Genomic DNA, 25128 nt, shown 5'->3' with positions numbered 1-25128 from the left:
GGCGGTGGTGCGGCAGGATATTGAAGAAAGCAGAAAGAGCGGGTGCCGGCTTACTTGATTGGTAGATAGCCAGAATCGAAGGCATTCCCGGTGGCCGCGCCGCCACTGCATATATCAGGTTCGTTCTTGCCGTAACTGCCCTGCAAAAATTCGAAACCAGCCGCTCACGTTAGAACGTTCAGGCCTTCAACGTCCTCTTCGGATGCTTCCGCTCCGGATAACAGGTGCGGCAGATCTCACACACCCGGCCATCACAGCCGCGGGCCGTACAAAACTCCCGCCCGTAGAAAATAATCTGCAGATGCAGCCGGTTCCAGTAGGCCTCCGGGAACAGCCGTTTCAGGTCGCGCTCCGTCTGCACCACATTCTTGCCGCTGGTCAGCCCCCAGCGCTGGGCCAGGCGGTGGATATGCGTGTCCACCGGGAAAGCCGGCACCCCAAAGGCCTGCGACATCACCACACTGGCCGTCTTGTGGCCGACTCCGGGCAGGCGCTCCAGCGCTTCCATATTCGCCGGCACCTCGCCGCCGTGCTCCTCCAGCAGGATCTCCGACAGGCGCTTGATCGCCTTTGACTTTTGCGGTGACAGGCCACAGGGGCGGATTATCGCGCGAATCTGCTCCACATCCAGCGCCGCCATGTCCACCGGGTTATCGGCCAGCGCGAAGAGGGCGGGGGTGACCTGGTTGACCCGTTCGTCGGTGCACTGGGCCGACAGCAATACCGCTACCAGCAGCGTAAAGGCGTCAGTGTGATCCAGCGGCACCGGGGTTTCGGGGTAGAGTTGCTGCAGGCGCTGCAGGATGTAGTCAACCCGCTCGGCTTTTTTCAGCACGGCCTTACAGCCCTTTTATGACATCGACAATGCGTTCGGCCGCGTCCACACAGGCCGCCGGTTCGGCTACCAGTGCCATGCGCACCCGTCCTTCACCCGGATTGCCCCTGCCGGCATCGCGGGCCAGGTAGCGGCCGGGCAGGACGGTGACGTTGGCGTCGCGCAGCAGGGCGCGGGCGAAGTCGGTGTCGGCGATCGGTGTGGCGGGCCACAGGTAGAAACCGGCATCGGGACGGCAGGCATCGAGATGGCCGCCCAGGATGCCCAGCACGGCGTCAAATTTTTGCCGGTACAGGCGGCGGTTTTCCACCACGTGCGCCTCGTCGCCCCAGGCCGCGATGCTGGCGTACTGGTGATGCAGTGGCATGGCGCAGCCGTGGTAGGTGCGGTAGCGCAGGAATTTCCCGATCAGGTCGGCATCGCCGGCAACAAAGCCGGAGCGCAGGCCGGGCAGGTTGGAGCGCTTGGACAGGCTGTGGAATACCAGGCAGTTGCGGTAGTCGGTATCGCCCATCGCCGCGCAGGCCTGCAGCAGACCCGGGGGTGGATTGCCCTCGTCCGGGTAGATCTCGGAGTAGCACTCGTCGCTGGCGATAACAAAGTCGTATTGCCGCGCCAGGGCGATCAGTTGCTGCAGGGTTTCCAGTGGCAGTACCGCGCCGCTGGGGTTGCCGGGGCTGCACAGGTACAGCAGCTGGCAGCGTTGCCACTGTGCTTCATCGATGCTGTCGAAGTCGGGTATGAACCCGTTGTCGGCCAAACAGTCGATAAACACCGGCTCTGCTCCCGCCAGCAGGGCCGCCCCTTCATAGATCTGGTAGAAGGGGTTGGGGCAGATCACGCTGGCGCCACTGCCCGGCGCAATCACCGCCTGGGCGATGGCGAACAGGGCTTCCCGGGTGCCGTTGACCGGCAGCACCTGGCGTTCGGGGTCGACACCCGGCAACTGGAAACGGCCGGTCAGCCAGCTGGCGATGGCTTCCCGCAGCGCCGCAATGCCGGCCGTGGCGGGGTAGTTGGCCAGCTTGTCCAGATGCCCGGCCAGGGTTTCCAGCACGAAGGGCGGTGAGGCGTGGCGCGGTTCGCCGATGGACAGGGCGACCGGGCTGTGCGCGGCGCTGGGGGTAATGTCGGCGAACAGTTCGCGCAATTTCTCAAAGGGGTAGGGGTGCAGCAGCTCGAGCTGTGGATTCATCGTGGCGGAGCCTGTTTAAAGCTGTTTGTCGAGACGGTCGCGGATGGCCTGCTGGATGGCCTCGCAGCGCGCCGGGTCGGTAATGGGCTGGTCGTCCTCGTCGGTGATGAAGAACACGTCTTCCACCCGCTCGCCGAGGGTCTGGATCTTGGCGGCCTGTAGCACCACGTCCTGCTCCACGAACACCTGGCCGATGCGCGCCAGCAGGCCGGGGCGATCGGGCGAGGCCACCTCCAGCACGCTGACGTGCTTGATGCTGTCCACGCTCATGCGGGTCTCGGTGGGAATGGCGAAGGACTTCATCTGCCGCGGAGTCAGCCGTTGCACCACGCTGGGCTTGCCACCGTCCTGGCCCAGGCTGCGGGACAGGTGCTCCTTGATATGGCGCAGGCGGGCGCCATCCTCGGCGATGGAGGCGCCGTCGGTATCCAGCACGAAAAAGGTATCCAGGGTCATGTTGTCATTGGCGTTGTAGATGCGCGCGTCGTGCACCGACAGGTCGAGCTGTTCCAGCTCGGCGCACACCCGGGAGAACAACTGGGGCGTGTAGACCGCGTGGATAAATATCTGGGTGGCGTTGGCCACGCTGGAATCATTGGAGCTGCGGATCAGCACCAGCGGCTGGCTCTTGTCGTGATGACCGGCGATGGCCTCGGTGTGCCAGGCGATATCCTCTGCGCGTTCCCGTAAAAAGTAGTCCTCGCCACGCTCCTGCCAGAGTTCGTCCAGCTCTTCGAGGGTGAAGCCCCGGTACTCGAGGATATCGATGGCGGCGTTGCGGGCCTCGTCGATCCACACCTGCTTGTCCACCGGGTTTTCCAGGCCCCGGCGCAGGGCGCGCTTGGTCTCGGTGTAGAGCTGGCGCAGCAGGCTGCCGCGCCAGGCATTCCACAGGTTCGGGTTGGTGCCGTTGATGTCCGCCACGGTCAGCGCAAACAGATAGTCCAGGCGGTGCTGGTCTCCCACATGCTGGGCAAACTGCTGGATCACTTCCGGATCGGAGATGTCTTTGCGCTGGGCCACGGCGGACATCAGCAGGTGATTCTTTACCAGCCACACCACCAGGTTGGTATCCCGCTGCAGCAGGCCGTGCTGCTGGCAGAAGCGCTCGGCATCCACCGCACCCAGCTCCGAGTGGTCGCCGCCGCGGCCCTTGCCGATGTCGTGGTAGAGGCCGGCGATGTACAGCAACTCGATTTTCGGCAGGCGCCGTGCCACCCGGCTTGAAACCGGAAAGCGCTCTTCAAAATCCGCCTTCTGGAAGCGGCGCATGTTCTGGATCACTTCCAGGGTGTGGGCGTCCACGGTGTAGGCGTGGAACAGGTCGTGCTGCATCTGGCCGACGATGCGCCCGAACTCTGGCAGGTAGGTGCCGAGGATGCCGTAGCGCGTCATGCGCCGCAGCTGGCGCGTTACTTTGTAGGGCGAACGCAGGATATCGAGGAACAGCTGGTGGTTGCGCGGGTCGGCGCGGAAATGGTCGTCAATCAGGTGGCGATTGTCGCGGATCAGGCGAATGGTGGGTGCGCCAATGCCGAGGATGCTCTTGTCTTGTGCCCCCAGCAGGAACACTTCCAGCAGGGCCGGCGGGTATTGCCGGAACAGGTTGGGGTCGATGACCTCCAGGTAGCCGTTGCGGGTACGGAAGCGCTCGTTGATCTCGCGCAGTTCGTCGTCGCCGCTGGCGGCGAGAATGGACTGGTCGAAATTCTGCACCAGCACTTCGTTGAGCTGGCCCAGGGCCAGGGCCCAGCGATAGTAGAGCTGCATGAACTGCTCCACCGCCAGCTTGTCGCCGTCCTCAAAGCCCCACAGTTCGGCCAGGGCACGCTGGTGATCGAACAGCAGGCGGTCCTCCTCGCGGCCGGTGACCATGTGCAGGGCGTAGCGCACCCGCCACATGAATTCGCGACCGCGCTGCAGGATGCGCCGTTCGTCAGGGGTGAGGAATTCGCCGGAGGGGATGTCGTCGATGCCCGCCACACCCAGGTGGCGCTCCGCGATCCAGCCGATCACCTGCAGGTCGCGCAGGCCTCCGGGGGAGCCCTTCACATTGGGCTCGAGATTGTATTCGGTGTCGGCGTACTTGTTGTGCCGCGCCTGCTGCTCGTCCATCTTGGCGCGGAAGAACTCGCCGATCGGCCACATATTGTCCGGGGCGATAGCTTGCGACACAGCGGCCATCAGGGCCTCGCTACCGCGAATTACCCGGGCTTCCATCAGGTTGGTGAGGATGGTGATGTCACTGGCGGCGGCATCGCGGCACTCGGCCACACTGCGCACACTGTGGCCGACGTCCAGGCCGATATCCCAGAGCAGGGTCAGGAAGGACTCGATGGGTTCGCGACAGCTCTCGCTGTCGTCGCCGACCAGCAGCAGGATGTCGACGTCCGAGCGCGGGTGCAGTTCACCGCGGCCGTAACCGCCCACAGCCACCAGGGCGAACTGCTCCGGCCACTGCTGGCAATCGCAGAGGGTGCCAAGCAGAGCGTCCATGAAGCGGGCGCGCAGGCGGATCAGGTCGCCCGCTTCGACGCCGGCGTGGAATTGCCCGTCGAGGTAGGCGCCGGCGTTTTTCAGCGCCGCCTTGCAGCGGGGGATGGGTTGGGTGCCCTCGAGGTCGGCGGTAAAGGCCGTCACATCGAACATTGCCTCGGGCAGTGCGGGGGTGGCGGCAGTCATGCGGGCTGGCTCTCCCTCAGAAGCTTTCGTTGCTGCGGCGGGTGAAGATCTCGCAGCCGTCCTCGGTCACCCCGAGGGTGTGCTCCCACTGGGCGGACAGGCGCCCGTCTTTGGTGGTCACGGTCCAGCCGTCCTTCTGGTTGAGTTTGGTGTGGCGGCGACCGGCATTGATCATCGGTTCGATGGTAAAGGTCATGCCCGGCTCCAGCACCAGGCCGGCTCCGGGTTTACCGTAGTGCAGCACCTGTGGGTCTTCGTGGAAGACTTCACCGATACCGTGGCCGCAGTACTCGCGCACCACCGAGTAATAGTTTTTCTCGGCGTGCTGCTGTATGACGTGGCCGATATCGCCGAGAGTGGTGCCGGGGCGCACGATGTCCAGTGCCTTGTACAGGCATTCCTGGGTGACCCGCACCAGGCGCTGGGCGTGTTCCGGCACCTCGCCCACCATGACCATGATGCTGGTATCGCCGTGGAAGCCCTCCTTGATCACGGTGACATCGATATTGACGATATCGCCGCTCTTCAGCTTTTTGCTGTCTGAGGGGATGCCGTGGCACACCACCTCGTTGATCGAAGTACAGATGGAGCGGGGGAAACCGTGGTAGCCGAGGCAGGCGGGAATGGCGTTCTGCACACGGGTGATGTGCTCGTGGCAGATGCGGTCCAGTTCGCCGGTGGTGATACCGGGTTCCACTATGGGTTCGATCATTTCCAGTACTTCCGCGGCGAGCCGGCCGGCGACCCGCATATGTTCGAAGTCCTGCGCTGATTTGATGGATGCCGCCATTTCTAACCTATTGAAAATACAGACTTTGGTGCCGAAATCCGGGCGTATCTTTGCCGCGCCAGGATGGCTGAGGGGCGCTATTCTACCGCAAGCTGTCGGCAAAAGTGCAGGACCGGTGCCAGAATCGGCAATTTGGCGCCAGTTTCGCCTTTAACCTGGCCTGTCACTGTGGTATAAAGCGCGCCTCGCCGCGGGGCCTCTCTATCCGGGAGCGTCGACGTTGGCGGGAAAACACTAACGCCGCACACATATCGCAACCTCTCCCAGGGTGCCGGTTCGCCGGTTTGGGGCGGGGGATATGTGGAGGACTAACCCAAATACAAGGTATTTATTATGTCGCAAGTAAGCATGCGCGACCTGCTGCAGGCGGGCGCACACTTTGGTCACCAGACCCGTTACTGGAACCCCAAGATGGGCAAGTTCATCTTTGGTGCCCGTAACAAGATCCACATCATCAACCTCGAGCACACCGTGCCGGCCTTCAACGAAGCGCTGACGCTGGTGAAGAAGATGGCTGGCAACAAGAACAAGATCATGTTCGTAGGCACCAAGCGTGCCGCCGGCAAGATCATCAAGGAGCAGGCGGAGCGCGCCGGCATGCCCTATGTCAGCCACCGCTGGCTCGGCGGCATGCTGACCAACTACAAGACCATCCGCGCCTCCATCAAGCGTCTGCGCGAGCTGGAAGCCCAGCAGGCCGACGGCACCTTCGCCAAGCTGACCAAGAAAGAAGCGCTGATGCGCTCCCGCGACATGGAGAAGCTCGAGCGCTCCATCGGCGGTATCAAGGACATGGGCGGCCTGCCTGACGCGCTGTTCGTGGTTGATGTTGACCACGAGCGCATCGCCATCTCCGAGGCCAACAAGCTGGGTATTCCCGTGATCGGCGTGGTGGACACCAACTCCAACCCCGATGGCGTGGACTACGTCATCCCCGGCAACGACGACGCGATTCGCGCCATCAAGCTGTACGTTACCGCCGTGGCCGACGCCTGTATCGCCGGTCGCTCTGAATCCGGTGAGGCCGTGGTGACCAAGGACGAGTTCGTCGAAGAAGCTGCCGAAGCGGCCGCCGAGTAAGCCCCGCCCGCCCCGGTCACGATACTGTCACCGGGGCCCCTCATTATCCCCGGTGGCGGCAACGTCAGGCGGGGATGTTTCGCATGAAAAGATTTTCCCCCCAGGGGGACTAGCAGGAGGACACTATGTCTGCAGCACTGGTTAAAGAACTCCGCGAGCGCACTGGACTGGGCTTGCTTGAATGTAAAAAAGCCCTGGCCGAAGCGGGTGGCGATGTTGAGAAAGCCATCGAAGAACTGCGCAAGTCCAGCGGCATGAAGGCCGCCAAGAAGGCTGGCCGCACCGCCGCTGACGGCGTGGTTGCCACCCGTGTGGCTGAAGACGGCTCCTACGGTATCGTGCTGGAAGTGAACAGCGAAACCGACTTCGTCGCCCGCGATGCCGGCTTCCTGGCCTTTGTCGACAAGGTTGCCGAAGCGGCTTTCGCCGGCAAGCAGACCGACGTTGCCGCCCTGATGGCCGGTGAACTGGAATCCGACCGCGAAGGTCTGGTGCAGAAAATTGGCGAAAACATCGGCGTTCGCCGTGTTGAGCTGATCACTGCCGACGCCGGCGTGGTTGGCCAGTATGTGCACGGCAACAACCGCATCGCGGTACTGGTTGAGCTGAAAGGCGGCGACCAGGACCTGGCGAAAGACGTTGCCATGCACGTTGCCGCGGTTAATCCGCGCGTGGTTTCCCCGGCCGACATGCCGGAAGAAACCATTGCCAAGGAGAAGGAAATCTACACCGCCCAGGCCGCCGAGTCCGGCAAGCCGGCTGAAATCATCGAGAAGATGATCGGCGGACGTGTGAAGAAGTTCCTGGCCGAAAACTCCCTGGTGGAGCAGGCCTTCGTCAAGGACCCCGACACCACGGTTGGCAAGCTGGTCGCCAGCGCCGGTGCCGAAGTGGTTTCCTTCGTCCGCTTTGAAGTGGGTGAAGGTATCGAAGTCGAGAAAGTCGACTTCGCCGACGAGGTGGCAGCGCAGCTGAAAGGCTGAGCCACAGCGCACGATTCGAACGGGGCCGGAAGGCCCCGTTTTTCGTTGCGTGAGCAGCGTGCCGCAGCCAAATAGCACTGGGGTGTAACACTAATGTCCTGTAATATACGCCCCCAGCTCAGGAGACCAGATTCATGCCCCAAGGCTCAGGCGACAAAAAGTACAAGCGTATCCTGCTGAAACTCAGCGGTGAGGCCCTCACCGGGTCCGAAAGGTTCGGGATCGACCCCAAAGTGCTCGACCACATGGCGCTGGAAATTGGCCAGTTGGTCGGTATCGGGGTGCAGGTGGGGCTGGTGGTCGGCGGTGGCAACCTGTTCCGCGGCGCGGCACTGCAGGCAGCGGGTCTCGACCGGGTGACCGGCGACCACATGGGCATGCTCGCCACTGTGATGAACGCCCTCGCCCTGCGCGATGCGCTGGAGCGCTCCAATATCGCCACCCAGGTCATGTCTTCCATTCCCATGAGCGGCGTGGTGGACCACTACGACCGGCGCAAGGCGATTCGCGCCCTGGGCAACGGCGATGTGGTGATCTTCAGCGCCGGTACCGGTAACCCCTTCTTCACTACGGATTCTTCCGCCTGCCTGCGCGGCATCGAAGTGGAAGCCGAACTGGTGCTGAAGGCGACCAAGGTGGACGGGGTTTACTCTGCCGATCCCTTCAAGGACCCGGATGCGGTGAAATACGACCGCCTCAGTTACGATGAGGTGCTGGACAAGAAACTGGAAGTGATGGACCTGACGGCAATCTGTCTGTGTCGGGACCACAATATGCCGGTGCGGGTATTCGAGATGGAGAAGCCCGGCGCGCTGCTGAACATCGTTCGCGGTGGCCAGGACGGCACTCTGATCGAGTAGCACCCGGCAGCAAGGCATAAAAAGGAGAGAAACATGATTGAAGATATCAAGTCCGAAGCCGCTGAGCGCATGGACAAAAGCCTGGAAGCGCTGACCCACAACTTCAACAAAATCCGCACCGGGCGCGCCCACCCCAGTCTGCTGGACGGCCTGAAAGTGACCTACTACGGCGCCGAGACACCTCTCAACCAGGTCGCCAATGTCAACGTGGAAGACGCCCGTACCCTGGTGCTGACTGCCTGGGACAGAAGCATGATTCCCGACATCGAGAAGGCCATCTACAAGTCGGATCTGGGCCTCAACCCGGCGACCGCCGGCGAGGTGATCCGCATTCCCATGCCCATGCTGACCGAGGAAACCCGCAAGGGTTACATCCGTCAGGCGCGGTCCGAAGCGGAAGCGGCGCGGGTATCGGTGCGCAACGCCCGCCGCGATGCCATGGCCATGCTGAAGGAAATGGTGAAGGAAAAGGAAATCAGCGAGGACGACGAGCGCCGCGGCCAGGATGTGGTGCAGAAGCTGACCGACCAATACATCGCCAAGGTGGAGTCCATGCTCTCCACCAAAGAAGAAGACCTGATGGAAATCTAAGCCATCGCGTCCATGTCTACAGTTGAGGGGTCTGGGAAGGGGAGTTCCGCAGCAGACCAGGTTGTTCCCCGCCACGTTGCCATCATCATGGACGGCAACAACCGCTGGGCTCGTCGCAACGGCGTCCCCGGGCCCGCCGGCCACCGCGCCGGGGTTGAAGCGGTGCGGGGCGTGCTGCGCGCCTGCCGCGACACCGGTGTGCAGGTGCTGACCCTGTTCGCGTTTTCCAGCGAGAACTGGGGGCGCCCCCAGCCCGAGGTGCGTGCGTTGCTGGCCCTGCTGTCGCGCTACCTGCGCAACGAGGTGCGCGAACTTGACCGGGACAATGTCTGTCTGCGCTTTATCGGCCGTCGCGACCGATTCAGCGAGCGCCTGCAGCGCCTGATGCGCCAGTCCGAACAACTTACCTGTAACAACAGCGCCGCGACCATGGTGATCGCCGTCGATTACGGCGGCCAGTGGGATATCGCTCAGGCGGCCGGCAAAGTGGCTGAGCAGGTACAGCGCGGCGAGCTTGCCGCAGACGCCGTGACGCCCGAGCACCTGGCAGCGCACATGGCGGTGGCTGACCTGCCGGCGCCGGATCTGTGTATCCGCACCGGGGGCGATGCCCGTATCAGCAATTTCATGCTGTGGCAGTTTGCCTACAGCGAACTCTATTTCACCAATACCCTGTGGCCGGACTTCGGCGAGCTGGAGTTTGCCCGCGCCCTGGCGGACTACAGCCGGCGCGAGCGTCGCTTTGGTCTGCGTTCTCCCGGGGACCTGGTCGCCGGAGGCGGTGATGCTTAGGCAGCGGGTTTTTACCGCGCTGGTCATGGCGGCCCTGTTCCTGGCGGCGATGGCCTTTCTGCCGCTGCCCGGGCTGGCGCTGTTCTTTGCCCTGGTGGTGTCACTGGGTGCCTGGGAGTGGGCGCCGCTGGCGGGCTGGCGTCCGGCACCGGCGCGCGGCCTCTACGTCCTGCTCAACCTGGGCGTGCTGGCCGGACTCTATGTCTATTGTGGTCTGGGACAGCAGCCGGAGCCAGGCGATGTCCAGCCGATACTGGGCCTGGGTTGCCTGTGGTGGTCATTTCTGCTGTTGTGGGTCAAGGGCTATCCAGCCAGCGCCGTACTCTGGGGCAGCGTCCCCGCCCGCAGCATTATGGGCCTGCTGGTGATGTCCTTCGCCTGGGTGGCAGCAGTCTACCTGCTGACCTTTCCCCGTGGCGGCATCCTGATGGTGTGCATGGTGTTGGTGGTGGCGGCGGCGGATATCGGCGCCTACTTTGCCGGCAAGACCTTCGGTCGCCACAAACTGGCAGCCGCGGTCAGTCCCGCCAAGACCTGGGAAGGCTTCTGGGGCGGCATGGCCTCGGCCTTGCTGCTGGCCGTCGTGTTCTGGTACCTGCTGCCGCCGCAGATGGCACATGTCACTCTGATGGCGGTCATTTTTGTGACCCTGTGCACCGCCCTCGCTTCGGTGGTGGGCGATCTTGCCGTCAGTATGGTCAAGCGCGAATGCGGCGTGAAAGACAGCGGTTCCATCCTGCCCGGACACGGCGGTGTACTGGATCGCCTGGACAGTATCTGCGGTGCCGCTCCGGTATTTGCCCTTGGCCTGCTGCTGGCAGGCTGGTAAGCATTCTATGAGTCAGTTTGCGCAACAGGCCGTGTCGGTGCTGGGTTCTACCGGTTCCATTGGGGTCAGCACCCTCGACGTCATCGCTCGCCACCCTGATCGCTATCGGGCCTGGGCGCTGGCCGCCAATACCTCGGTGGATGCCCTGCGCGAACAGTGCCTCGCCCATCGCCCGGAATACGCGGTGATGATGTGTCCCGATAGCGCCGAGCAGTTGCGCAGTAGCCTGCCCGCCGAGTTGGGCACCACGGTATTGCAGGGTGAGGAAGGATTGCTGCGCATCGCCACTGACGCGTCGGTGGATGCGGTCATGGCCGCGGTGGTTGGCGCAGCCGGTCTGCCCTCGGCGCTGGCGGCGGCCCGGGCGGGCAAGCGGGTGCTGCTGGCCAACAAGGAGTCGCTGGTGATGGCGGGGCACCTGTTCATGGATGCTGTGCACCAGTCCGGCGCTCTGCTGCTGCCGATCGACAGTGAACACAACGCTATTTTTCAGTGCCTGCCGGTGGATCGCGGCGGTCGCCCGGGTCGCGCCGGTGTCAGTAAAGTGCTGCTGACCGCCTCTGGCGGCCCCTTCCGCACCTGGAGTGCCGCGCAGATTGCGGCCGCCACACCGGAGCAGGCCTGCGCCCACCCCAACTGGGATATGGGGCGCAAGATATCGGTGGACTCAGCCACCCTGATGAACAAGGGGCTGGAGCTGATTGAGGCCTGCTGGCTGTTTGATTTGCCGGCGGAGCAGGTCGAGGTGGTGGTGCACCCCCAGAGTATTGTGCACTCCATGGTGCAGTACGATGATGGCTCGGTGCTCGCTCAGCTCGGCAACCCCGACATGCGTACACCCATTGCCTACGGTCTGGCCTGGCCCGAGCGTATCGACGCCGGCGTGGCGCCGCTGGACCTGATCGCCCAGGGTCGTCTCGACTTTGAGGCCCCCGATACCGGGCGCTTTCCCTGTCTGCGGTTGGCGCGCGAGGCGGTCAGTGCCGGCGGTACCGCCATGGCGGTCTGCAATGCCGCCAACGAAGTGGCCGTGGCCGCCTTTCTCGACGGGCGCATCGGCTTCGACACCATCCCGGCGATTATCGAGCAGACCCTGGCCGACATCCCGGTAGTTGAACCCGACTCGCTGGCTGTGGTCGAATCTGCTGACGCGCAGGCGCGAGCCTGTGCGCACACCCTTGTGGGGAAACGGAAACACTGATGGATCTGCTGTACACAATCGCCATTACCCTGGCCACCCTCGCCGTGCTGGTGGCCGTGCACGAGTACGGGCACTTCTGGGTGGCCCGCCGCTGCGGGGTCAAGGTACTGCGCTTTTCCATCGGCTTCGGCAAATCCCTGTGGACCTGGCGCGACCGCCAGGGCACCGAGTACAGCGTGGCGGCGATACCGCTCGGCGGCTATGTAAAAATGCTGGACGAGCGGGAGGGCGACGTCGATCCGGCGGAGCAGCACCAGGCCTTCAACCGCAAGCCGGTACTGCAGCGTATCGCCGTGGTGGCGGCCGGCCCACTGGCCAACTTTGCCCTGGCCATTGTCGCCTTCTGGTGCCTGTTCATGGCGGGGGAGAGTGGCTTTGCGCCGGTCATTGGCGAGGTCAAGCCCGGCTCCGTCGCCGACGTGGCCGGCCTTGAGGTGGGCCAGGAAATCGTCGCGGTGGACGGCCGCGAAACCCCCACCTGGCAGGCGGTGAACTTCCAGTTACTGGATCGCATCGGCGATAGCGGCGCCATCGCCTTCGCGGTGAAATACCCCGACTCCGACGTCATCTACGAGTCCGAGGCCATCGTCAGCGAGTGGCTGGCAGACCAGGAGCAGCCCGATCTCTTCGGCGGCCTCGGCCTCACCATGTACACCCCGGACATCCTCCCCGTAGTGGGCGAAATTACCCCCGACAGCCCCGCTGAGCGCGCCGGCCTGCAAAGCGGTGATCGGGTGCTCAGCGCCGACGGTATCGCCATGCCCCTGTGGCAGGACTGGGTCGAGTACGTGCGGGCGCGCCCGGGTCAGTCCATCGAGCTGCAGGTGCAGCGAGGCGACAGCCGCCAAACCACCAGCATTACCCCTGAGCGCATTCTCGACGAGGACGGCGAGGCCTTTGGTCGGGTGGGTGTGGCAGTGGTGGTCCCGGACATGCCCCCGGAACTGGTGCGCACTTTTTCCCGCGGTCCGCTGGAAGCACTGGGGGCCGGCGTGCAGCGCACCGCCGATCTGACGGTATTTACCCTTAATTCCATCAAGAAAATGCTGCAGGGGCTGATCTCGCCAAAAAACTTGAGTGGCCCCATCACCATTGCTAAAGTGGCCACCGCGTCCGCCAAGTCGGGCCTGGAGTCCTATATCAGCTTCCTGGCTTTGCTCAGCGTCAGTCTGGGTGTTCTCAATCTGTTGCCGATCCCGGTGCTGGATGGTGGGCATCTCCTGTACTACACCGTGGAGCTGCTGGCCGGGCGCCCCGTACCAGAGAAAATACAAGTTTTGGGGTATCAACTGGGTCTGTTCCTGGTCCTCTCGATCATGGCGCTGGCCCTGTATAACGATTTCGCACGCCTTTAATCAGACCGAGTGTGGCGGGATAAAAGCAACATCAATCAACTTGACTTCGGGCAGGCCCATACCGGTGTTTGACAAGACTACGAGCAAGCGACTTCCCCTCTGGCTGGCGCTCCAGCTGGCCATTGCAGGTCCTACGGCGACGGTGGCTCCCCTGGCGGCCGCCCAGACTTCGTCCTCCTTTATTGTCAGTGATATCCGTGTCGAGGGCCTGCAGCGGATTTCCGCCGGCAGTGTGTTTGCCGCCATGCCGCTGGCGGTGGGTGATCTCGTCAACGAGGAAGCCCTGCGCGCCGCATCCCGCAGCCTGTTTGCCACCGGTAATTTCGATGACATCCGTATCGGCCGCGACGGCAACGTGCTGGTGATTGTGGTGGCCGAACGCCCCAGCATCAGTGAGATCAATATCGAGGGCAACAAGGCCATCGAGACCGAGGCCCTGATGGACGGCCTGAAAAGCGCCGGCCTCGCCGTGGGCCAGGTGTTCCAGCGCTCCACCCTCGAGGGGATGCAGCTGGAGCTGCAGCGCCAGTACGTGCAGCAGGGGCGCTATGACGCCAATATTGAAACCGAGGTACTGCCGGAGCCGCGCAACCGGGTGTCTGTCAACATCGATGTGGACGAAGGCACCGTGGCCGCCATCAAGCATATCAATGTGGTGGGCAACGAGGTCTTTGACGACGAAGAGCTCACCGACCTGTTTGCACTGAAAACCACCGGCTGGTTTTCCTTCTTTACCAACGACGACAAATACTCGCGGGAGAAGCTTACCGGCGACCTGGAAACCCTGACTTCCTATTACATGGACCGGGGCTACCTGCAGTTCACCATTGACTCCACCCAGGTGTCGGTCTCACCCAACAAGGAAGCCGTCTACATCACCGCCAACGTGACCGAGGGCGAGAAGTTCACCGTGGGTGAAGTCGACCTGTCCGGTGACCTTGTGCTGCCGGAGTCGGATCTGCGGCGCTTTGTACTGGTGAGTGAAGGCCAGACCTTCTCCCAGCAGCTGGTGACGTCCACCGAGGAATACCTGACCCGCCGTCTCGGCAACGAGGGCTACAGTTTTGCCAAGGTGACCGGCATCCCCGAGGTGAACGAGGACGACAATACCGTGGCGATGAAATTTTTCATCGATCCGGGCAAGCGCACCTACGTGCGACGTGTGAATTTCAAGGGCAACATGAAAACCGCGGACGACGTCCTGCGCCGGGAAATGCGCCAGATGGAAGGCGCGCCGGCCTCCGCCGCCTCCATCGAGCAGTCCCGCGTGCGTCTGGAGCGTCTCGGTTACTTCAGCAAAGCCGAAGTGGAAACGCCGGAAGTGCCCGGCCACGACGACCTGATCGATGTCGACTTCGCGGTGGAAGAGCAGTCCTCCGGCAGCATCGGCGCCAGCTTCGGTTACGCCCAGGATGCGGGCCTGATCCTCGGCCTCAACCTGCAACAGGACAACTTCCTGGGTACCGGCCGTCGGGTGGGCATCTCCCTGAACAGCTCCCGCTACCAGGACCTCTACAATTTCAGTTACACCAACCCCTATTACACCGAGGACGGTGTCAGCCGCGGTTTCAACGTGTTCTACCGCTCCACCGACCTGTCAGAAGTGAACGTGGCCAGTTACACCACCGACACGCTCGGCGCGGCCCTGAACTTCGGTTACCCGATTGGTGAAACCCAGCGTCTGGGCTTCAGCTTCGGCGTTTCCAACACCGAGATCACCGCCGGCCGTTTCGCGGTGCAGGAAATCAAGGCCAGCCCGCGCCTGATCGACGGGGTCGACTTCTACTACGACAGCAACCTGCTGGAGGATGGCACTTATTCGGCGCCGGAAGTGCTGCTGCCAATAGATTCGCTGCCGCCCGATTCCCTGACCATTCCCACCGAGCCGGGCTTCCTCGACGTGCACGGCGACGAGTACCTGAACTGGACCGTAACCGGCAGCTGGACCCAGTCCACCCTGAACCGCGGCCGTCTGGCCACCCGCGGCGCCAGCCAGTCGGTGGCGCTGGAAGTAGCGGTGCCCGGCTCCGACCTGGAGTTCTACAAGCTGACCTATCGCGGCGAAATCTACTTCCCCATTGTCAACGAGTGGACCCTGCGCTTCCGCACCGAACTCGGCTACGGTGATGGCTACGGCGATTCCGAGAGCCTGCCTTTCTACGAACATTTCTTTGCCGGCGGTTTTGGCTCGGTGCGCGGTTACGAGAACAACACCCTGGGCCCGCGCAGTACGCCGCCTGAAATTTACGACGTGAACCAGCCGGCGACGGAAATTGACGAGGACGGTACCGCCACTGAGCGCGGTGGCCCCGACGGCCGGCAGTTTGGCTATGTCCGCGATCCGGCCACCGGCAAGCTGGTGTACAACACCTATCGCCCCGGTCGTGATTCCGATCCCTTTGGCGGCAACGTGCTGATTGAGGGTAGCGCCGAACTGCTGTTCCCGCTGCCCTTTATCAAGGATCGCAGCAAATTGCGCTCGGCCTTCTTCGTGGATGCGGGTAACGTATTCAATACCCAGTGCTCCTCGAACCAGATCAACTGTTTCGATATCGATGGCGACGAGTTCCGCTACTCGGTGGGTGTGGGCGTGAGCTGGATTACCGGCTTCGGCCCCATGACTTTCAGCCTTGCCAAGCCGCTGAATGCGGGCCCCGAGGATGAGGAAGAGGTCTTCCAGTTCACCCTTGGCCGCGGCTTCTAACCTTTTTTATTACTGATAATTGGAGTTTATTGTGTCCAGACTATTGAAAATTGCCCTCGCCACCCTGGCCCTGAGCCTGCCCACCCTGGGCTGGGCGCAAGGCAAGATCGCGGTGGTCAATCTCGAACAGGCCATCCTGCAGACCGACTACGCCCAGAAGCAGCTGGCGGCGGTGCGCAACCAGGACGACTACAAAGCCGACAAGGCGGAGTACGACAAACTCAAGGAAGAGTTCGACAAGCTGCTGAAAGACTTCCAGAAAGACGCCGCGGTGATGAGCGCCGATCAGCAGGTGGCTGCGCGCCAGAAACTGCAGAGCAAACAGTCCGACCTAGAGCACGTTACTGGCAAGCTGCAGAAGGCCGAACAGGCCGCCGGCCAGGTGCTGCTGCAGGAAATGTCCCCGCGGGTACAGGAAGTGCTGCGCGAATTGATCACTACCGAAGGCATCGGCCTGCTGCTGCAGCGTCAGTCGGTGATTCACGCCGACGCTGGCTACAGCATCACTGCCAAAGTGACCGACAAGCTGAACCAGTTGCCTGCCGAATAGGGGCTGGTCACACTGGCTGAATAGGCCCTGGCGCGTGATTACACTCGGGGAGCTTGCAGAGAAGCTGGGTCTGGCCTACTCGGGTGACGCCCAGCGTCAACTGACCGGTCTGGCGACGCTCACCGCCGCCGGGCCCGAACAGCTGGCCTTTCTGGCCCAGCGCAAATACCAGCATCTACTGGCCACGACCAGGGCGGGCGCGGTGATTGTGCCGCCGGATCTTGCCGATACCTGCCCGGTCGACTATCTGGTGGCGGACGATCCCTACCTCTGTTTTGCCCGGGTCAGCGGCCTGTTCGATCGCGCTCCTGTGCCCCCGCCGGGTATTCACCCTGCGGCGACGGTGGCAGCGGACGCCGCGGTGGATGCCTCCGCTGCAGTCGGCCCCAACGCCGTCATTGAATCCGGTGCCGTGATCGGTGCCGGCGCCGTGATTGGCGCCAGCGTCTATATCGGCCAGCGCAGTCGGGTGGGGGCGGGGAGCCGCATTCACCCTAACGCGGTGCTCTACCACGATGTGCGGGTGGGCGATCACTGCACCATTCACTCCCAGGCGGTGCTGGGGGGCGATGGCTTCGGCTTTGCGCCGGGCCCCGATGGCTGGGAAAAAATCCATCAACTGGGTGGTGTGTGGCTCGGCGATCGCGTGGAAGTGGGGGCCTGTACCACCATTGATCGCGGTGCGATTGAAGATACCGTGATCGAAGATGGGGCCATCATCGACAATCTGGTACAGATCGCGCACAACTGTCGCATCGGAAAAAATACCGCGATAGCCGGTTGCACCGGCCTCGCCGGTAGCACGATTATAGGTGCCAACTGCACCCTCGCAGGTGGCGTGGGTGTGGTGGGGCATGTGGAGATTTGCGACAACGTTCACGTGACGGGCATGACCATGGTCACCAAATCGATCACCGAAGCGGGCTCGTATTCCTCCGGCACCCCGATGTCCACGACCAGGGACTGGAAGCGCAGCGCGGTTCGCTTCGCCCAGTTGGACGCCATACAGCGGCGCCTGGCCAGCGTCGAGTCGCGGCTCGATGACGGGTCAGAACACAGTTAATACAGAGGACATCCCGCTTCATGTTGTTGGACATTGCAGACATTCGTAAATACCTGCCCCACCGCTATCCCTTCCTGCTGGTCGATCGCGTGGTGGAGCTGAACCTGGGCGAGTCTATCGTCGCCTACAAGAACCTCAGCATCAACGAACCCTTTTTCGACGGCCACTTCCCCGACAAGCCGGTATTCCCCGGCGTACTGCTGGTGGAGGCCATGGCCCAGGCCGCCGGCATCCTGGGTTTCAAATCCCAGGAAAAAACCCCGGCGGATGGCTCCATCTACTACTTCGTCGGCGCCGACAACCTGCGTTTCAAGCGGCCCTGTGTGCCCGGTGACCGGGTGATGCTGCGGGCGAAGATCCTCGGTGACCGCCGCGGGATCTGGAAGTTTGAAGTGAGTTCCGACGTGGATGGCGAACTGGCCGCTTCCGCCACCATTCTCTGCGCAGACCGCAAGGCCTGAGCGCGACCATGATTCACGAGCAGGCCATCGTTGATCCCGGTGCGAAACTGGCGGCAGACGTACGCGTCGGCCCCTGGACCTATATTGGCCCCGGCGTGGAAATTGGCCCCGGCACTATTGTCGAAAGCCATGTCGTGATCAAGGGGCCGACGGTGATCGGCGCCAACAACCACATCTACCAGTTTTCCACGGTGGGTGAGGCGACGCCGGATCTCAAGTACCGCGACGAACCCACCCGGCTGGTCATCGGCGATCACAACGTGATCCGCGAGAACGTGACCATTCACCGCGGCACCGTTCAGGACCGCGCCGAGACCACCATCGGCAACCACAACCTGATCATGGCCTATGTGCACATCGGCCACGACTGCGTGCTGGGCGACCACATCATCATGGTCAACAACGCCGCCCTGGCCGGGCATGTGCATGTGGGTGACTGGGCCATCCTCTCCGGTTATACCCTGGTGCACCAGTTCTGCAAGATCGGCGCCCACAGCTTCAGCGGCATGGCCACCGGTATCGGCAAGGACGTACCCGCCTTCGTCACCGTCAGCGGCCAGCCCGCCGAGGCCAAGACCATCAACGTCGAGGGCCTGCGCCGGCGCGGTTTTTCCAATGAAACCCTGAGCCAGCTGCGCCGGGCCTTCAAGATCATCTACCGCCAGGGACTCACCCTGGAACTGGCCCTGCAGCGCCTGGAAACCATGCTGCGGGACACGCCCGAAGTGCAGATGCTGATCGATTCCATACGCGCCTCGGAGCGCGGCATCGTTCGCTAGCGCAGTAATGCGCATCGGCATACTGGCTGGCGAAGCCTCTGGCGATATCCTCGGCTCCCGCGTCATCGCCGCCCTGCGCCAGCGCCACCCGGACCTGGTGGTGGAGGGTATCGGTGGCCCGCTGATGGCGGAGCAGGGGCTGGACAGCCTGTTCCCCATGGAGCGCCTGTCAGTGATGGGCTTTGTCGAGCCCCTCAAGCGCCTGCCCGAGCTGTTGCGCATTCGCGGCGCTGTTTTCCGGCACTTTCGCGACAATCCGCCGGACATCTTCCTCGGCATCGATTCCCCCGATTTCAACCTGCACCTGGAACGCAAACTGCGCAGGGCCGGTGTCACCACCGCTCACCTGGTCAGCCCCACTGTCTGGGCCTGGCGCGCCGGTCGCATGAAGGGCATTGCACGGGCAGTGGATCGCATGCTCTGCCTGTTCCCCTTCGAATTGCCGATCTATGCCGAACACCGTGTGGCGGCGAGCTTTGTGGGCCACCCGCTGGCGGATGAGATACCGCTGGTGGTGGACAGCGCCGCCGCCCGCGCGGCGTTGCAGCTGCCCCGGGAGGGACGGGTGCTGGCCCTCCTGCCCGGCTCCCGCGGTGGTGAGGTGGGGCTGCTGGCGCCCCTGTTTTTGCAGGCTGCGGCGCGCCTGTCCCTGCTGCACCCGGATCTGCACTTCGTGCTTCCCGCCGCCAATGCCGAGCGCGAGGCACAAGTGAGCGCCCTGCTGGCGGCCTATCCCGGGCTGCCCTTGACCCTGGTCAGCGGTCGCTCCCGGGAGGTCATGGCTGCGGCCGACGCGGTGCTGCTGGCCTCCGGTACCGCCACCCTCGAAGCGATGCTGCTCAAGCGCCCGATGGTGGTCGCCTATCGCATGGCGCCCCTGTCCTGGGCACTGGTGAAAAGACTGGTCAAAACGCCCTTCGCCGCGTTGCCCAACATCCTCGCCGGGGGCGCCCTGGTGCCGGAACTGATTCAGGACGATGCCACGCCGGAGGCCATGGTGGCCGCACTGGAGCCGCTACTGGCGGGTCAGGGTGCGGCAGTTGAACAGCGCGAAGCCTTCGACGCCATTCACCGGGAGCTGGCACTGGGCTTTGCCGGACGCGCCGCAGAGGCCCTGCTGGATACCATCCACGGCCGCCCCGGCACTGCCGCTGGGGTGAGTATCGGGAGCGAGCGCGATGGATGATTTGTTCCACGTCAGTTTCGACGGTCCCGACCTTGCCGGTGTCGACGAAGTGGGGCGTGGTCCCCTGGCTGGCGATGTGGTCGCCGCCGCGGTCATTCTCGATCCACAGCGACCGATTGCCGGACTGCGGGATTCCAAGAAGCTCAGCGAAGCCCGCCGGGAAGTCCTCGCCGGGACTATCCGCCAGCAGGCCCTGGCCTGGTGTGTGGCGCGGGCCAGCGTGGCGGAGATCGACGAGCTCAATATCCTCCACGCCTCGCTGCTGGCGATGAAACGCGCCGTCGATGGCCTGTCGATGCAACCGGGCTATGTGTTGGTGGACGGCAACCGCCTGCCGCGCTGGGACTACCCTTCGGAGCCGGTGGTGAAGGGCGACGACCGGGTCCCCGCCATCGCGGCGGCCTCGATCCTGGCGAAGGTGCAGCGGGATAGTGAACTGGTGGCGCTGGAGGCGCAGTACCCGGGCTACGGCTTTGCCAAACACAAGGGCTATCCGACGGCGGCGCACCTGGCGGCGCTGCGGGAACTGGGGGTGACACCGGTGCACCGCCGCAGCTTTGCGCCGGTGCGGGCCTTGCTGGCGGGGGCTTAGACCCGGGTCGATACACTGCCCCGTCGTTCCTGCCCTCCCCCTGTCATTCCTGCGTAGGCAGGAATCCATTGTCCTGGCCGTCACAGTTTGGGTAATCCAGTTTTGATTGGCTCCTTGGCTGGGTTACTAACCTCGCATCGGCACCGCCGCGGCAGCGGCGGTAGGCCCCTCCGGGACACGCCGTGAACCCATCCCTGGGGGCTCGGCAGCGGCCGTCCAGGCCGCTGACGGTCCCTTCGGGGCCTACCCCCGCTACCGCGGCTAATTCGTTTGACGAAGATATTGGGGATCGCACTCAAATTGCAGTCGTAGAATTCACCGTACTTGGGGGCAAAGTGAGTAGCGCCCGGTGCCGGGGCGGCCCTGAAGGGACTCTCTGAGACATGGATGTCGAAGAGAAGCGTACATGGACGTATTCACAGCGTGTCCCGGAAGGGCCGCGCCGGCGTCGGGTGCGGAGCCTATCGAAACCTCCTACGGCTGTCGATGTGGGCCTATCGAAGCCGCCGATACGAAACCTGCAATATGAAACAGCAATCACAATAATCCAGCCCGTCAGTAGTCACACCAAACCCCCGGCGTTAAACTCCCTCCCATGACCGAATTCGTCCATCTCCGCGTCCACACCGAATACTCCCTCGTCGACGGCCTCGTCCGCGTCAAGCCACTCATCAACCGCTGCGTCGAACTCGGCATGCCCGCCGTTGGCATCACCGACGTGGCCAACTTCTACGCGCTGATCAAAGTCCACAAGGCCGCTTTTGGCGCTGGCGTGAAGCCCGTATTCGGCGTCGACCTGCACATTCGCGACGGCGAAGGCGACGAGGACGAGCGCAGTTCTGCCATCAGCCTGTTCGCCATGAACGACACCGGCTACCGCAACCTGACCGAGCTCATTTCACTCGCCTACCTCGAGGGCCAGTACCTGGGCATGCCCTACGTCCGGCGCGACTGGCTGCGGGAGAAAGCCGAAGGCGTACTGGCCCTGTCCTGCGGCACCGCCGGGGATGTGGGGCAGGCGATTGTCGGTGAGAAGCTGGAACTGGCGGAGCAGCGGGCGCGTTTCTGGATGGAGATCTATCCGGGGCGCTTCTACCTGGAATTGCATCGCACCGGCCGCGCCGGCGATGAAATCGCGCTACACGGCGCGGTGGCGCTGGCGGACAGGTTGGACCTGCCGGTAGTGGCCACCAACGACGTGCGCTTTCTCGATAGCGATGAATTCGAGGCCCACGAAGCGCGGGTCTGTATCCGCGAGGGGCGCACCCTGGACGATCCACGCCGGCCTCGCAATTACACGGAACAGCAGTACCTGCGCTCGCCTGAGGAAATGGCGGAGCTGTTTGCCGACATTCCGGAAGCGCTGGCCAACTCGGTGGCCATCGCCCGCCGTTGCAGCGTAGCGCTGGAACTGGGCAAGCCCTACCTGCCGGACTACCCGGTGCCGGAGGGGCTCACCATGGACGAGTACTTCCGTCAGCTCTCCCACGAGGGTCTGGACGCGCGGCTGGCGGTGCTGTTCGATAACGCTGCCCCCGACTTTCCAGAGACGCAGAAAACCTATCGCGAGCGCCTGGACTTCGAGCTGGAAACCATTATCCAGATGGGCTTTCCCGGCTACTTCCTGATCGTGATGGACTTTATCCGCTGGGCCAAGCAGCACGACATCCCGGTGGGGCCGGGGCGGGGTTCCGGCGCCGGCTCGCTGGTGGCCTACGCGCTGGAGATTACCGACCTCGACCCGCTGGCGTACGATCTGCTGTTCGAGCGCTTCCTCAATCCGGAGCGGGTGTCGATGCCCGACTTCGACGTCGACTTCTGCATGGAGAAGCGCGACAAGGTGATCGAATACGTGGCCGATACGTATGGGCGGGACGCCGTATCGCAGATCATCACCTTCGGCACCATGGCCGCCAAGGCGGTGGTGCGCGATGTGGCCCGCGCCCAGGGCAAGTCCTACGGCCTCGGTGACAAGCTGTCGAAGATGATTCCCTTTGAAGTCGGCATGACCCTGTCCAAGGCCATCGAGCAGGAGGAAGTGCTGCGTGACTTCCTGCGGGAGGACAGCCAGGCCCAGGAAATCTGGGATATGGCAGTCCAGCTGGAAGGTATAACCCGGAACGTCGGCAAGCACGCCGGGGGTGTGGTTATCGCGCCGTCGAAGCTGACGGATTTCTCCCCCCTGTACTGTGACGAGACCGGCTCCGGCCTGGTGACGCAGTACGACAAGGGCGATGTGGAAGACGCCGGCCTGGTGAAGTTCGACTTCCTGGGTCTGCGTACCCTGACCATCATTCACTGGGCGGTGAAGATGATCGACGAGGTGCGCGCTATCGCCGGCGAAGACCCGCTGGACATCATGCAGATTCCGCTGGACGACAAGCCCAGCTTCGACCTGCTGCAGTCGGCGGAAACCACGGCGGTGTTCCAGCTGGAATCCCGCGGCATGAAAGACCTGATCAAGCGCCTGCAGCCGGACTGTTTCGAAGATATCGTGGCCCTGGTGGCGCTGTTCCGCCCGGGCCCGCTGCAGTCGGGCATGGTGGACAACTTCATCAACCGCAAGCACGGCCGCGAGGCCATTTCCTACCCCGATTCCCAGTACCAGCACGAGTGGCTGGAACCCATCCTGCAGCCCACCTATGGCATCATCCTCTACCAGGAGCAGGTGATGCAGATTGCCCAGGAGCTGGCGGGCTACACCCTCGGCGGCGCCGACATGCTGCGCCGGGCGATGGGTAAGAAGAAGCCCGAGGAGATGGCCAAGCAGCGCAGCATCTTCGAGGAAGGAGCCAGGGCCAAGGGCGTCGACGGCGACCTGGCGATGAAGATCTTCGACCTGGTGGAAAAGTTCGCCGGCTACGGTTTCAACAAGTCCCACTCGGCAGCCTATGCCCTGGTGTCCTACCAGACCGCCTGGCTCAAGGCCCACTATCCGGCGCCCTTTATGGCGGCGGTGATGAGTTCGGAACTCGACAACACCGACAAGATTGTTCTCTTCTACGAAGAGTGCAATCGCATGGGCCTGACGGTGAAACTGCCCGATGTGAACGTCGGCCAGTACATGTTCACCGTGAATACCGAACAGGAAGTGATCTATGGCCTCGGCGCCATCAAGGGCCTGGGGGAGGGGCCGGTGCGCAACCTGCTGGCGGCGCGGGAAGAGGGCGGCCCCTTCACCGACCTGTTCGATTTCTGCGCCCGCACCGACCCGCGCAAGGTCAACCGCAAGGCCATCGAGGCGCTGATCAACGCCGGCGCCTTCGACGCCCTGGGGGTGGAGCGCTGGGTACTCATCGACAGTGTAGAAGACGCCCTCAAAGCTGCAGAGCAGAGCGCCAGCAACCGTGACAGCGGCATGACCGACCTGTTCGGCGAAGTGGTGCCCGCCGCGGGATCGGGCGATGAAGACGTGTACGCCGGCTTTCGCAGCGCCCGGCCCTGGAACGGCAAGGAGCGCCTGGGTCGTGAGAAAGAGGCCCTGGGCCTGTTCTTCAGCGGCCATCCCATTGACGACTACGAAACGGAAGTGCGCAAGTTAGCCCCCACCCGCATCGCCGATGTGCGCGGCGACAAACAGGGCAGCCAGGTACTGGCGGGGCTGATCGTCGCCACCCGCACCATGAAAACCAAACGCGGCGACACCATGGCGGTGCTGCAACTGGACGACCGCTCCGCGCGCATCGAAGTCACCGTCTACGCCGATACCTACAACGAGTACCGCGAACTGCTGGTCAAGGACAGTATCGTCATCGCCGAGGGCAGCGTCGCCCACGACGATTACTCCGGCGGCCTCGCCATGCGCGCCAAGACCGTGCGCAGCCTGGAACAGGCGCGGGAAAACTACGCGTCATCCCTGATCATCGAGCTCAACCGTGAGCTGGTGGATGAGACCTTCACCGACTGGCTGGCGCAGACACTGAATCAGGCGGGGCCCGGCAACTGCCCGGTGGCGCTGCAATACCGCCAGCCCGACAACAGTGCCAGGGTGCGCCTGGGCGAGGCCTGGCAGGTGATGCCATCGGACGAACTTCTGCAGGCCCTGCGTGACCGCGTGGGTGCAGAGAAAGTCGCCCTCGAATATGGCTGAAGCCCGCTCAGTCCGATTACTTTAGCGTGGGATAGAAAAACCCGGAGGCATCACTTCCCGGTGGGAAAAGCGCATCCCCGAGCGCGGCCATGTCCCAGGAAATCCATCGTTCGGGAACCAGTTTCACCACCAGGTTGGACATCCCGCTGAACGCTGTCCCCACCACCGGGTGGTTCAATGCGGCGGGCGTCAGGTACTTGCCGTTGATCTGCCCGGCCAGGGCTGAGGCCTTCTCGCCGGTCAGTAGCTCGGCCCGGCCCGATGCGCTCAGTCCCGCCTCGCGACCGGCTTCCCGGCACTCCATGCACAAGGCCATGCGAGGGTCCCGGGACAGGTTGCGCCCCTTGCCGCTCTGGTCATTGGTGGTCAGGTAAAGCGCCCCGTTTTGCCACAGGAACCAGACGGCGGTGACATGGGGCATGCCCTGCACATCGAAGGTCGTCAAAGTGGCGATGCGGCGCTCTTCCAGCAGGTAAGACAGGGATTCATCAAAAGCCATCAGCTGCTCCG

General features: G+C 63.4%; 21 protein-coding genes. 16 read left to right on the top strand and 5 right to left on the bottom strand.

The window, feature by feature from the left end:
* Positions 1-178 precede the first annotated feature (178 nt).
* Genes nth through map form a run of 4 tightly spaced genes read right to left on the bottom strand, consistent with a single transcriptional unit; the run spans position 179 to position 5502 of the window.
* On the bottom strand, positions 179-832 hold the full coding sequence (gene nth / locus FVW59_RS16990) for an endonuclease III (protein ID WP_148065660.1): 654 nt from the start codon (positions 830-832) through the stop codon (positions 179-181).
* 7 nt (positions 833-839) lie between these two features.
* Positions 840-2030: a succinyldiaminopimelate transaminase gene (gene dapC, locus FVW59_RS16985; protein ID WP_148065561.1), complete on the bottom strand. Its 1191-nt coding sequence runs from the start codon at positions 2028-2030 to the stop codon at positions 840-842.
* Positions 2031-2045: 15 nt separating this feature from the next.
* Entirely contained in the window at positions 2046-4712 is a 2667-nt protein-coding gene (gene glnD, locus FVW59_RS16980) for a [protein-PII] uridylyltransferase (RefSeq protein WP_246139780.1), read from the bottom strand.
* Positions 4713-4728: 16 nt separating this feature from the next.
* A complete protein-coding gene (gene map / locus FVW59_RS16975) occupies positions 4729-5502 on the bottom strand; it encodes a type I methionyl aminopeptidase (protein ID WP_148065560.1) in 774 nt (257 codons plus the stop codon).
* Positions 5503-5835: 333 nt separating this feature from the next.
* On the opposite strand from map, the gene rpsB reads away from it, so the two are divergent.
* From rpsB to dnaE, 16 genes are all read left to right on the top strand, one after another.
* Complete coding sequence (gene rpsB / locus FVW59_RS16970) at positions 5836-6582, top strand: 30S ribosomal protein S2 (RefSeq protein ID WP_148065559.1); 747 nt, start codon at positions 5836-5838, stop codon at positions 6580-6582.
* 125 nt (positions 6583-6707) lie between these two features.
* Complete coding sequence (gene tsf / locus FVW59_RS16965) at positions 6708-7565, top strand: translation elongation factor Ts (protein WP_148065558.1); 858 nt, start codon at positions 6708-6710, stop codon at positions 7563-7565.
* A 134-nt stretch (positions 7566-7699) separates the two neighbouring features.
* The gene (gene pyrH / locus FVW59_RS16960; protein ID WP_148065557.1) at positions 7700-8425 is read left to right on the top strand and encodes a UMP kinase; all 726 of its coding nucleotides are present in this window, start codon (positions 7700-7702) and stop codon (positions 8423-8425) included.
* 33 nt (positions 8426-8458) lie between these two features.
* On the top strand, positions 8459-9016 hold the full coding sequence (gene frr / locus FVW59_RS16955) for a ribosome recycling factor (protein ID WP_148065556.1): 558 nt from the start codon (positions 8459-8461) through the stop codon (positions 9014-9016).
* Between the two features lie 12 nt (positions 9017-9028).
* On the top strand, positions 9029-9808 hold the full coding sequence (gene uppS / locus FVW59_RS16950; protein WP_148065555.1) for a polyprenyl diphosphate synthase: 780 nt from the start codon (positions 9029-9031) through the stop codon (positions 9806-9808).
* On the top strand, positions 9801-10637 hold the full coding sequence (locus FVW59_RS16945; RefSeq protein ID WP_148065554.1) for a phosphatidate cytidylyltransferase: 837 nt from the start codon (positions 9801-9803) through the stop codon (positions 10635-10637). Before uppS ends, FVW59_RS16945 begins: the two co-directional genes overlap by 8 nt.
* A 7-nt stretch (positions 10638-10644) precedes the next feature.
* Positions 10645-11838 (top strand): 1-deoxy-D-xylulose-5-phosphate reductoisomerase, encoded by a 1194-nt coding sequence (gene ispC, locus FVW59_RS16940; RefSeq protein ID WP_148065553.1) that lies wholly within the window; start codon positions 10645-10647, stop codon positions 11836-11838.
* Positions 11838-13193 (top strand): RIP metalloprotease RseP, encoded by a 1356-nt coding sequence (gene rseP, locus FVW59_RS16935; RefSeq protein ID WP_148065552.1) that lies wholly within the window; start codon positions 11838-11840, stop codon positions 13191-13193. Before ispC ends, rseP begins: the two co-directional genes overlap by 1 nt.
* Positions 13194-13314: 121 nt before the next feature.
* On the top strand, positions 13315-15897 hold the full coding sequence (gene bamA / locus FVW59_RS16930; RefSeq protein WP_425468411.1) for an outer membrane protein assembly factor BamA: 2583 nt from the start codon (positions 13315-13317) through the stop codon (positions 15895-15897).
* A gap of 31 nt (positions 15898-15928) precedes the next feature.
* On the top strand, positions 15929-16447 hold the full coding sequence (locus FVW59_RS16925) for an OmpH/Skp family outer membrane protein (protein ID WP_246139778.1): 519 nt from the start codon (positions 15929-15931) through the stop codon (positions 16445-16447).
* 34 nt (positions 16448-16481) lie between these two features.
* Positions 16482-17510: a UDP-3-O-(3-hydroxymyristoyl)glucosamine N-acyltransferase gene (gene lpxD, locus FVW59_RS16920; RefSeq protein ID WP_246139777.1), complete on the top strand. Its 1029-nt coding sequence runs from the start codon at positions 16482-16484 to the stop codon at positions 17508-17510.
* A gap of 23 nt (positions 17511-17533) precedes the next feature.
* Complete coding sequence (gene fabZ / locus FVW59_RS16915) at positions 17534-17971, top strand: 3-hydroxyacyl-ACP dehydratase FabZ (RefSeq protein WP_222711561.1); 438 nt, start codon at positions 17534-17536, stop codon at positions 17969-17971.
* Positions 17972-17979: 8 nt separating this feature from the next.
* Positions 17980-18750, top strand: a complete 771-nt coding sequence (gene lpxA, locus FVW59_RS16910) for an acyl-ACP--UDP-N-acetylglucosamine O-acyltransferase (RefSeq protein WP_148065549.1) — start codon at positions 17980-17982, stop codon at positions 18748-18750.
* A 7-nt stretch (positions 18751-18757) separates the two neighbouring features.
* On the top strand, positions 18758-19936 hold the full coding sequence (gene lpxB, locus FVW59_RS16905; RefSeq protein ID WP_148065548.1) for a lipid-A-disaccharide synthase: 1179 nt from the start codon (positions 18758-18760) through the stop codon (positions 19934-19936).
* A complete protein-coding gene (gene rnhB, locus FVW59_RS16900; RefSeq protein WP_148065547.1) occupies positions 19929-20528 on the top strand; it encodes a ribonuclease HII in 600 nt (199 codons plus the stop codon). Before lpxB ends, rnhB begins: the two co-directional genes overlap by 8 nt.
* 595 nt (positions 20529-21123) lie before the next feature.
* A complete protein-coding gene (dnaE, locus tag FVW59_RS16895) occupies positions 21124-24618 on the top strand; it encodes a DNA polymerase III subunit alpha (protein WP_148065546.1) in 3495 nt (1164 codons plus the stop codon).
* 16 nt (positions 24619-24634) lie between these two features.
* On the opposite strand, the gene FVW59_RS16890 is transcribed toward dnaE, so the two are convergent.
* Positions 24635-25117, bottom strand: coding sequence for a pyridoxamine 5'-phosphate oxidase family protein (locus FVW59_RS16890; protein ID WP_187275951.1), 483 nt, complete (start codon positions 25115-25117; stop codon positions 24635-24637).
* Positions 25118-25128 lie beyond the last annotated feature (11 nt).

The organism is Parahaliea aestuarii (genome assembly GCF_008064635.1).
GTDB classification, from domain to species: domain Bacteria; phylum Pseudomonadota; class Gammaproteobacteria; order Pseudomonadales; family Halieaceae; genus Parahaliea; species Parahaliea aestuarii.
Note: the sequence above shows the minus strand (reverse complement) of the source record. Positions and strands in the feature narration are given on the sequence as shown.

Excerpts from the sequence above, each read along its gene's own strand:
- dapC (WP_148065561.1), bottom strand. The coding sequence starts at position 2,030 with ATGAATCCACAGCTCGAGCTGCTGCACCCCTACCCCTTTGAGAAATTG.
- glnD (WP_246139780.1), bottom strand. The coding sequence starts at position 4,712 with ATGACTGCCGCCACCCCCGCACTGCCCGAGGCAATGTTCGATGTGACG.
- map (WP_148065560.1), bottom strand. The coding sequence starts at position 5,502 with ATGGCGGCATCCATCAAATCAGCGCAGGACTTCGAACATATGCGGGTC.
- rpsB (WP_148065559.1), top strand. The coding sequence starts at position 5,836 with ATGTCGCAAGTAAGCATGCGCGACCTGCTGCAGGCGGGCGCACACTTT.
- tsf (WP_148065558.1), top strand. The coding sequence starts at position 6,708 with ATGTCTGCAGCACTGGTTAAAGAACTCCGCGAGCGCACTGGACTGGGC.
- pyrH (WP_148065557.1), top strand. The coding sequence starts at position 7,700 with ATGCCCCAAGGCTCAGGCGACAAAAAGTACAAGCGTATCCTGCTGAAA.
- frr (WP_148065556.1), top strand. The coding sequence starts at position 8,459 with ATGATTGAAGATATCAAGTCCGAAGCCGCTGAGCGCATGGACAAAAGC.
- uppS (WP_148065555.1), top strand. The coding sequence starts at position 9,029 with ATGTCTACAGTTGAGGGGTCTGGGAAGGGGAGTTCCGCAGCAGACCAG.
- FVW59_RS16945 (WP_148065554.1), top strand. The coding sequence starts at position 9,801 with ATGCTTAGGCAGCGGGTTTTTACCGCGCTGGTCATGGCGGCCCTGTTC.
- ispC (WP_148065553.1), top strand. The coding sequence starts at position 10,645 with ATGAGTCAGTTTGCGCAACAGGCCGTGTCGGTGCTGGGTTCTACCGGT.
- rseP (WP_148065552.1), top strand. The coding sequence starts at position 11,838 with ATGGATCTGCTGTACACAATCGCCATTACCCTGGCCACCCTCGCCGTG.
- lpxA (WP_148065549.1), top strand. The coding sequence starts at position 17,980 with ATGATTCACGAGCAGGCCATCGTTGATCCCGGTGCGAAACTGGCGGCA.
- lpxB (WP_148065548.1), top strand. The coding sequence starts at position 18,758 with ATGCGCATCGGCATACTGGCTGGCGAAGCCTCTGGCGATATCCTCGGC.
- rnhB (WP_148065547.1), top strand. The coding sequence starts at position 19,929 with ATGGATGATTTGTTCCACGTCAGTTTCGACGGTCCCGACCTTGCCGGT.
- dnaE (WP_148065546.1), top strand. The coding sequence starts at position 21,124 with ATGACCGAATTCGTCCATCTCCGCGTCCACACCGAATACTCCCTCGTC.
- FVW59_RS16890 (WP_187275951.1), bottom strand. The coding sequence starts at position 25,117 with ATGGCTTTTGATGAATCCCTGTCTTACCTGCTGGAAGAGCGCCGCATC.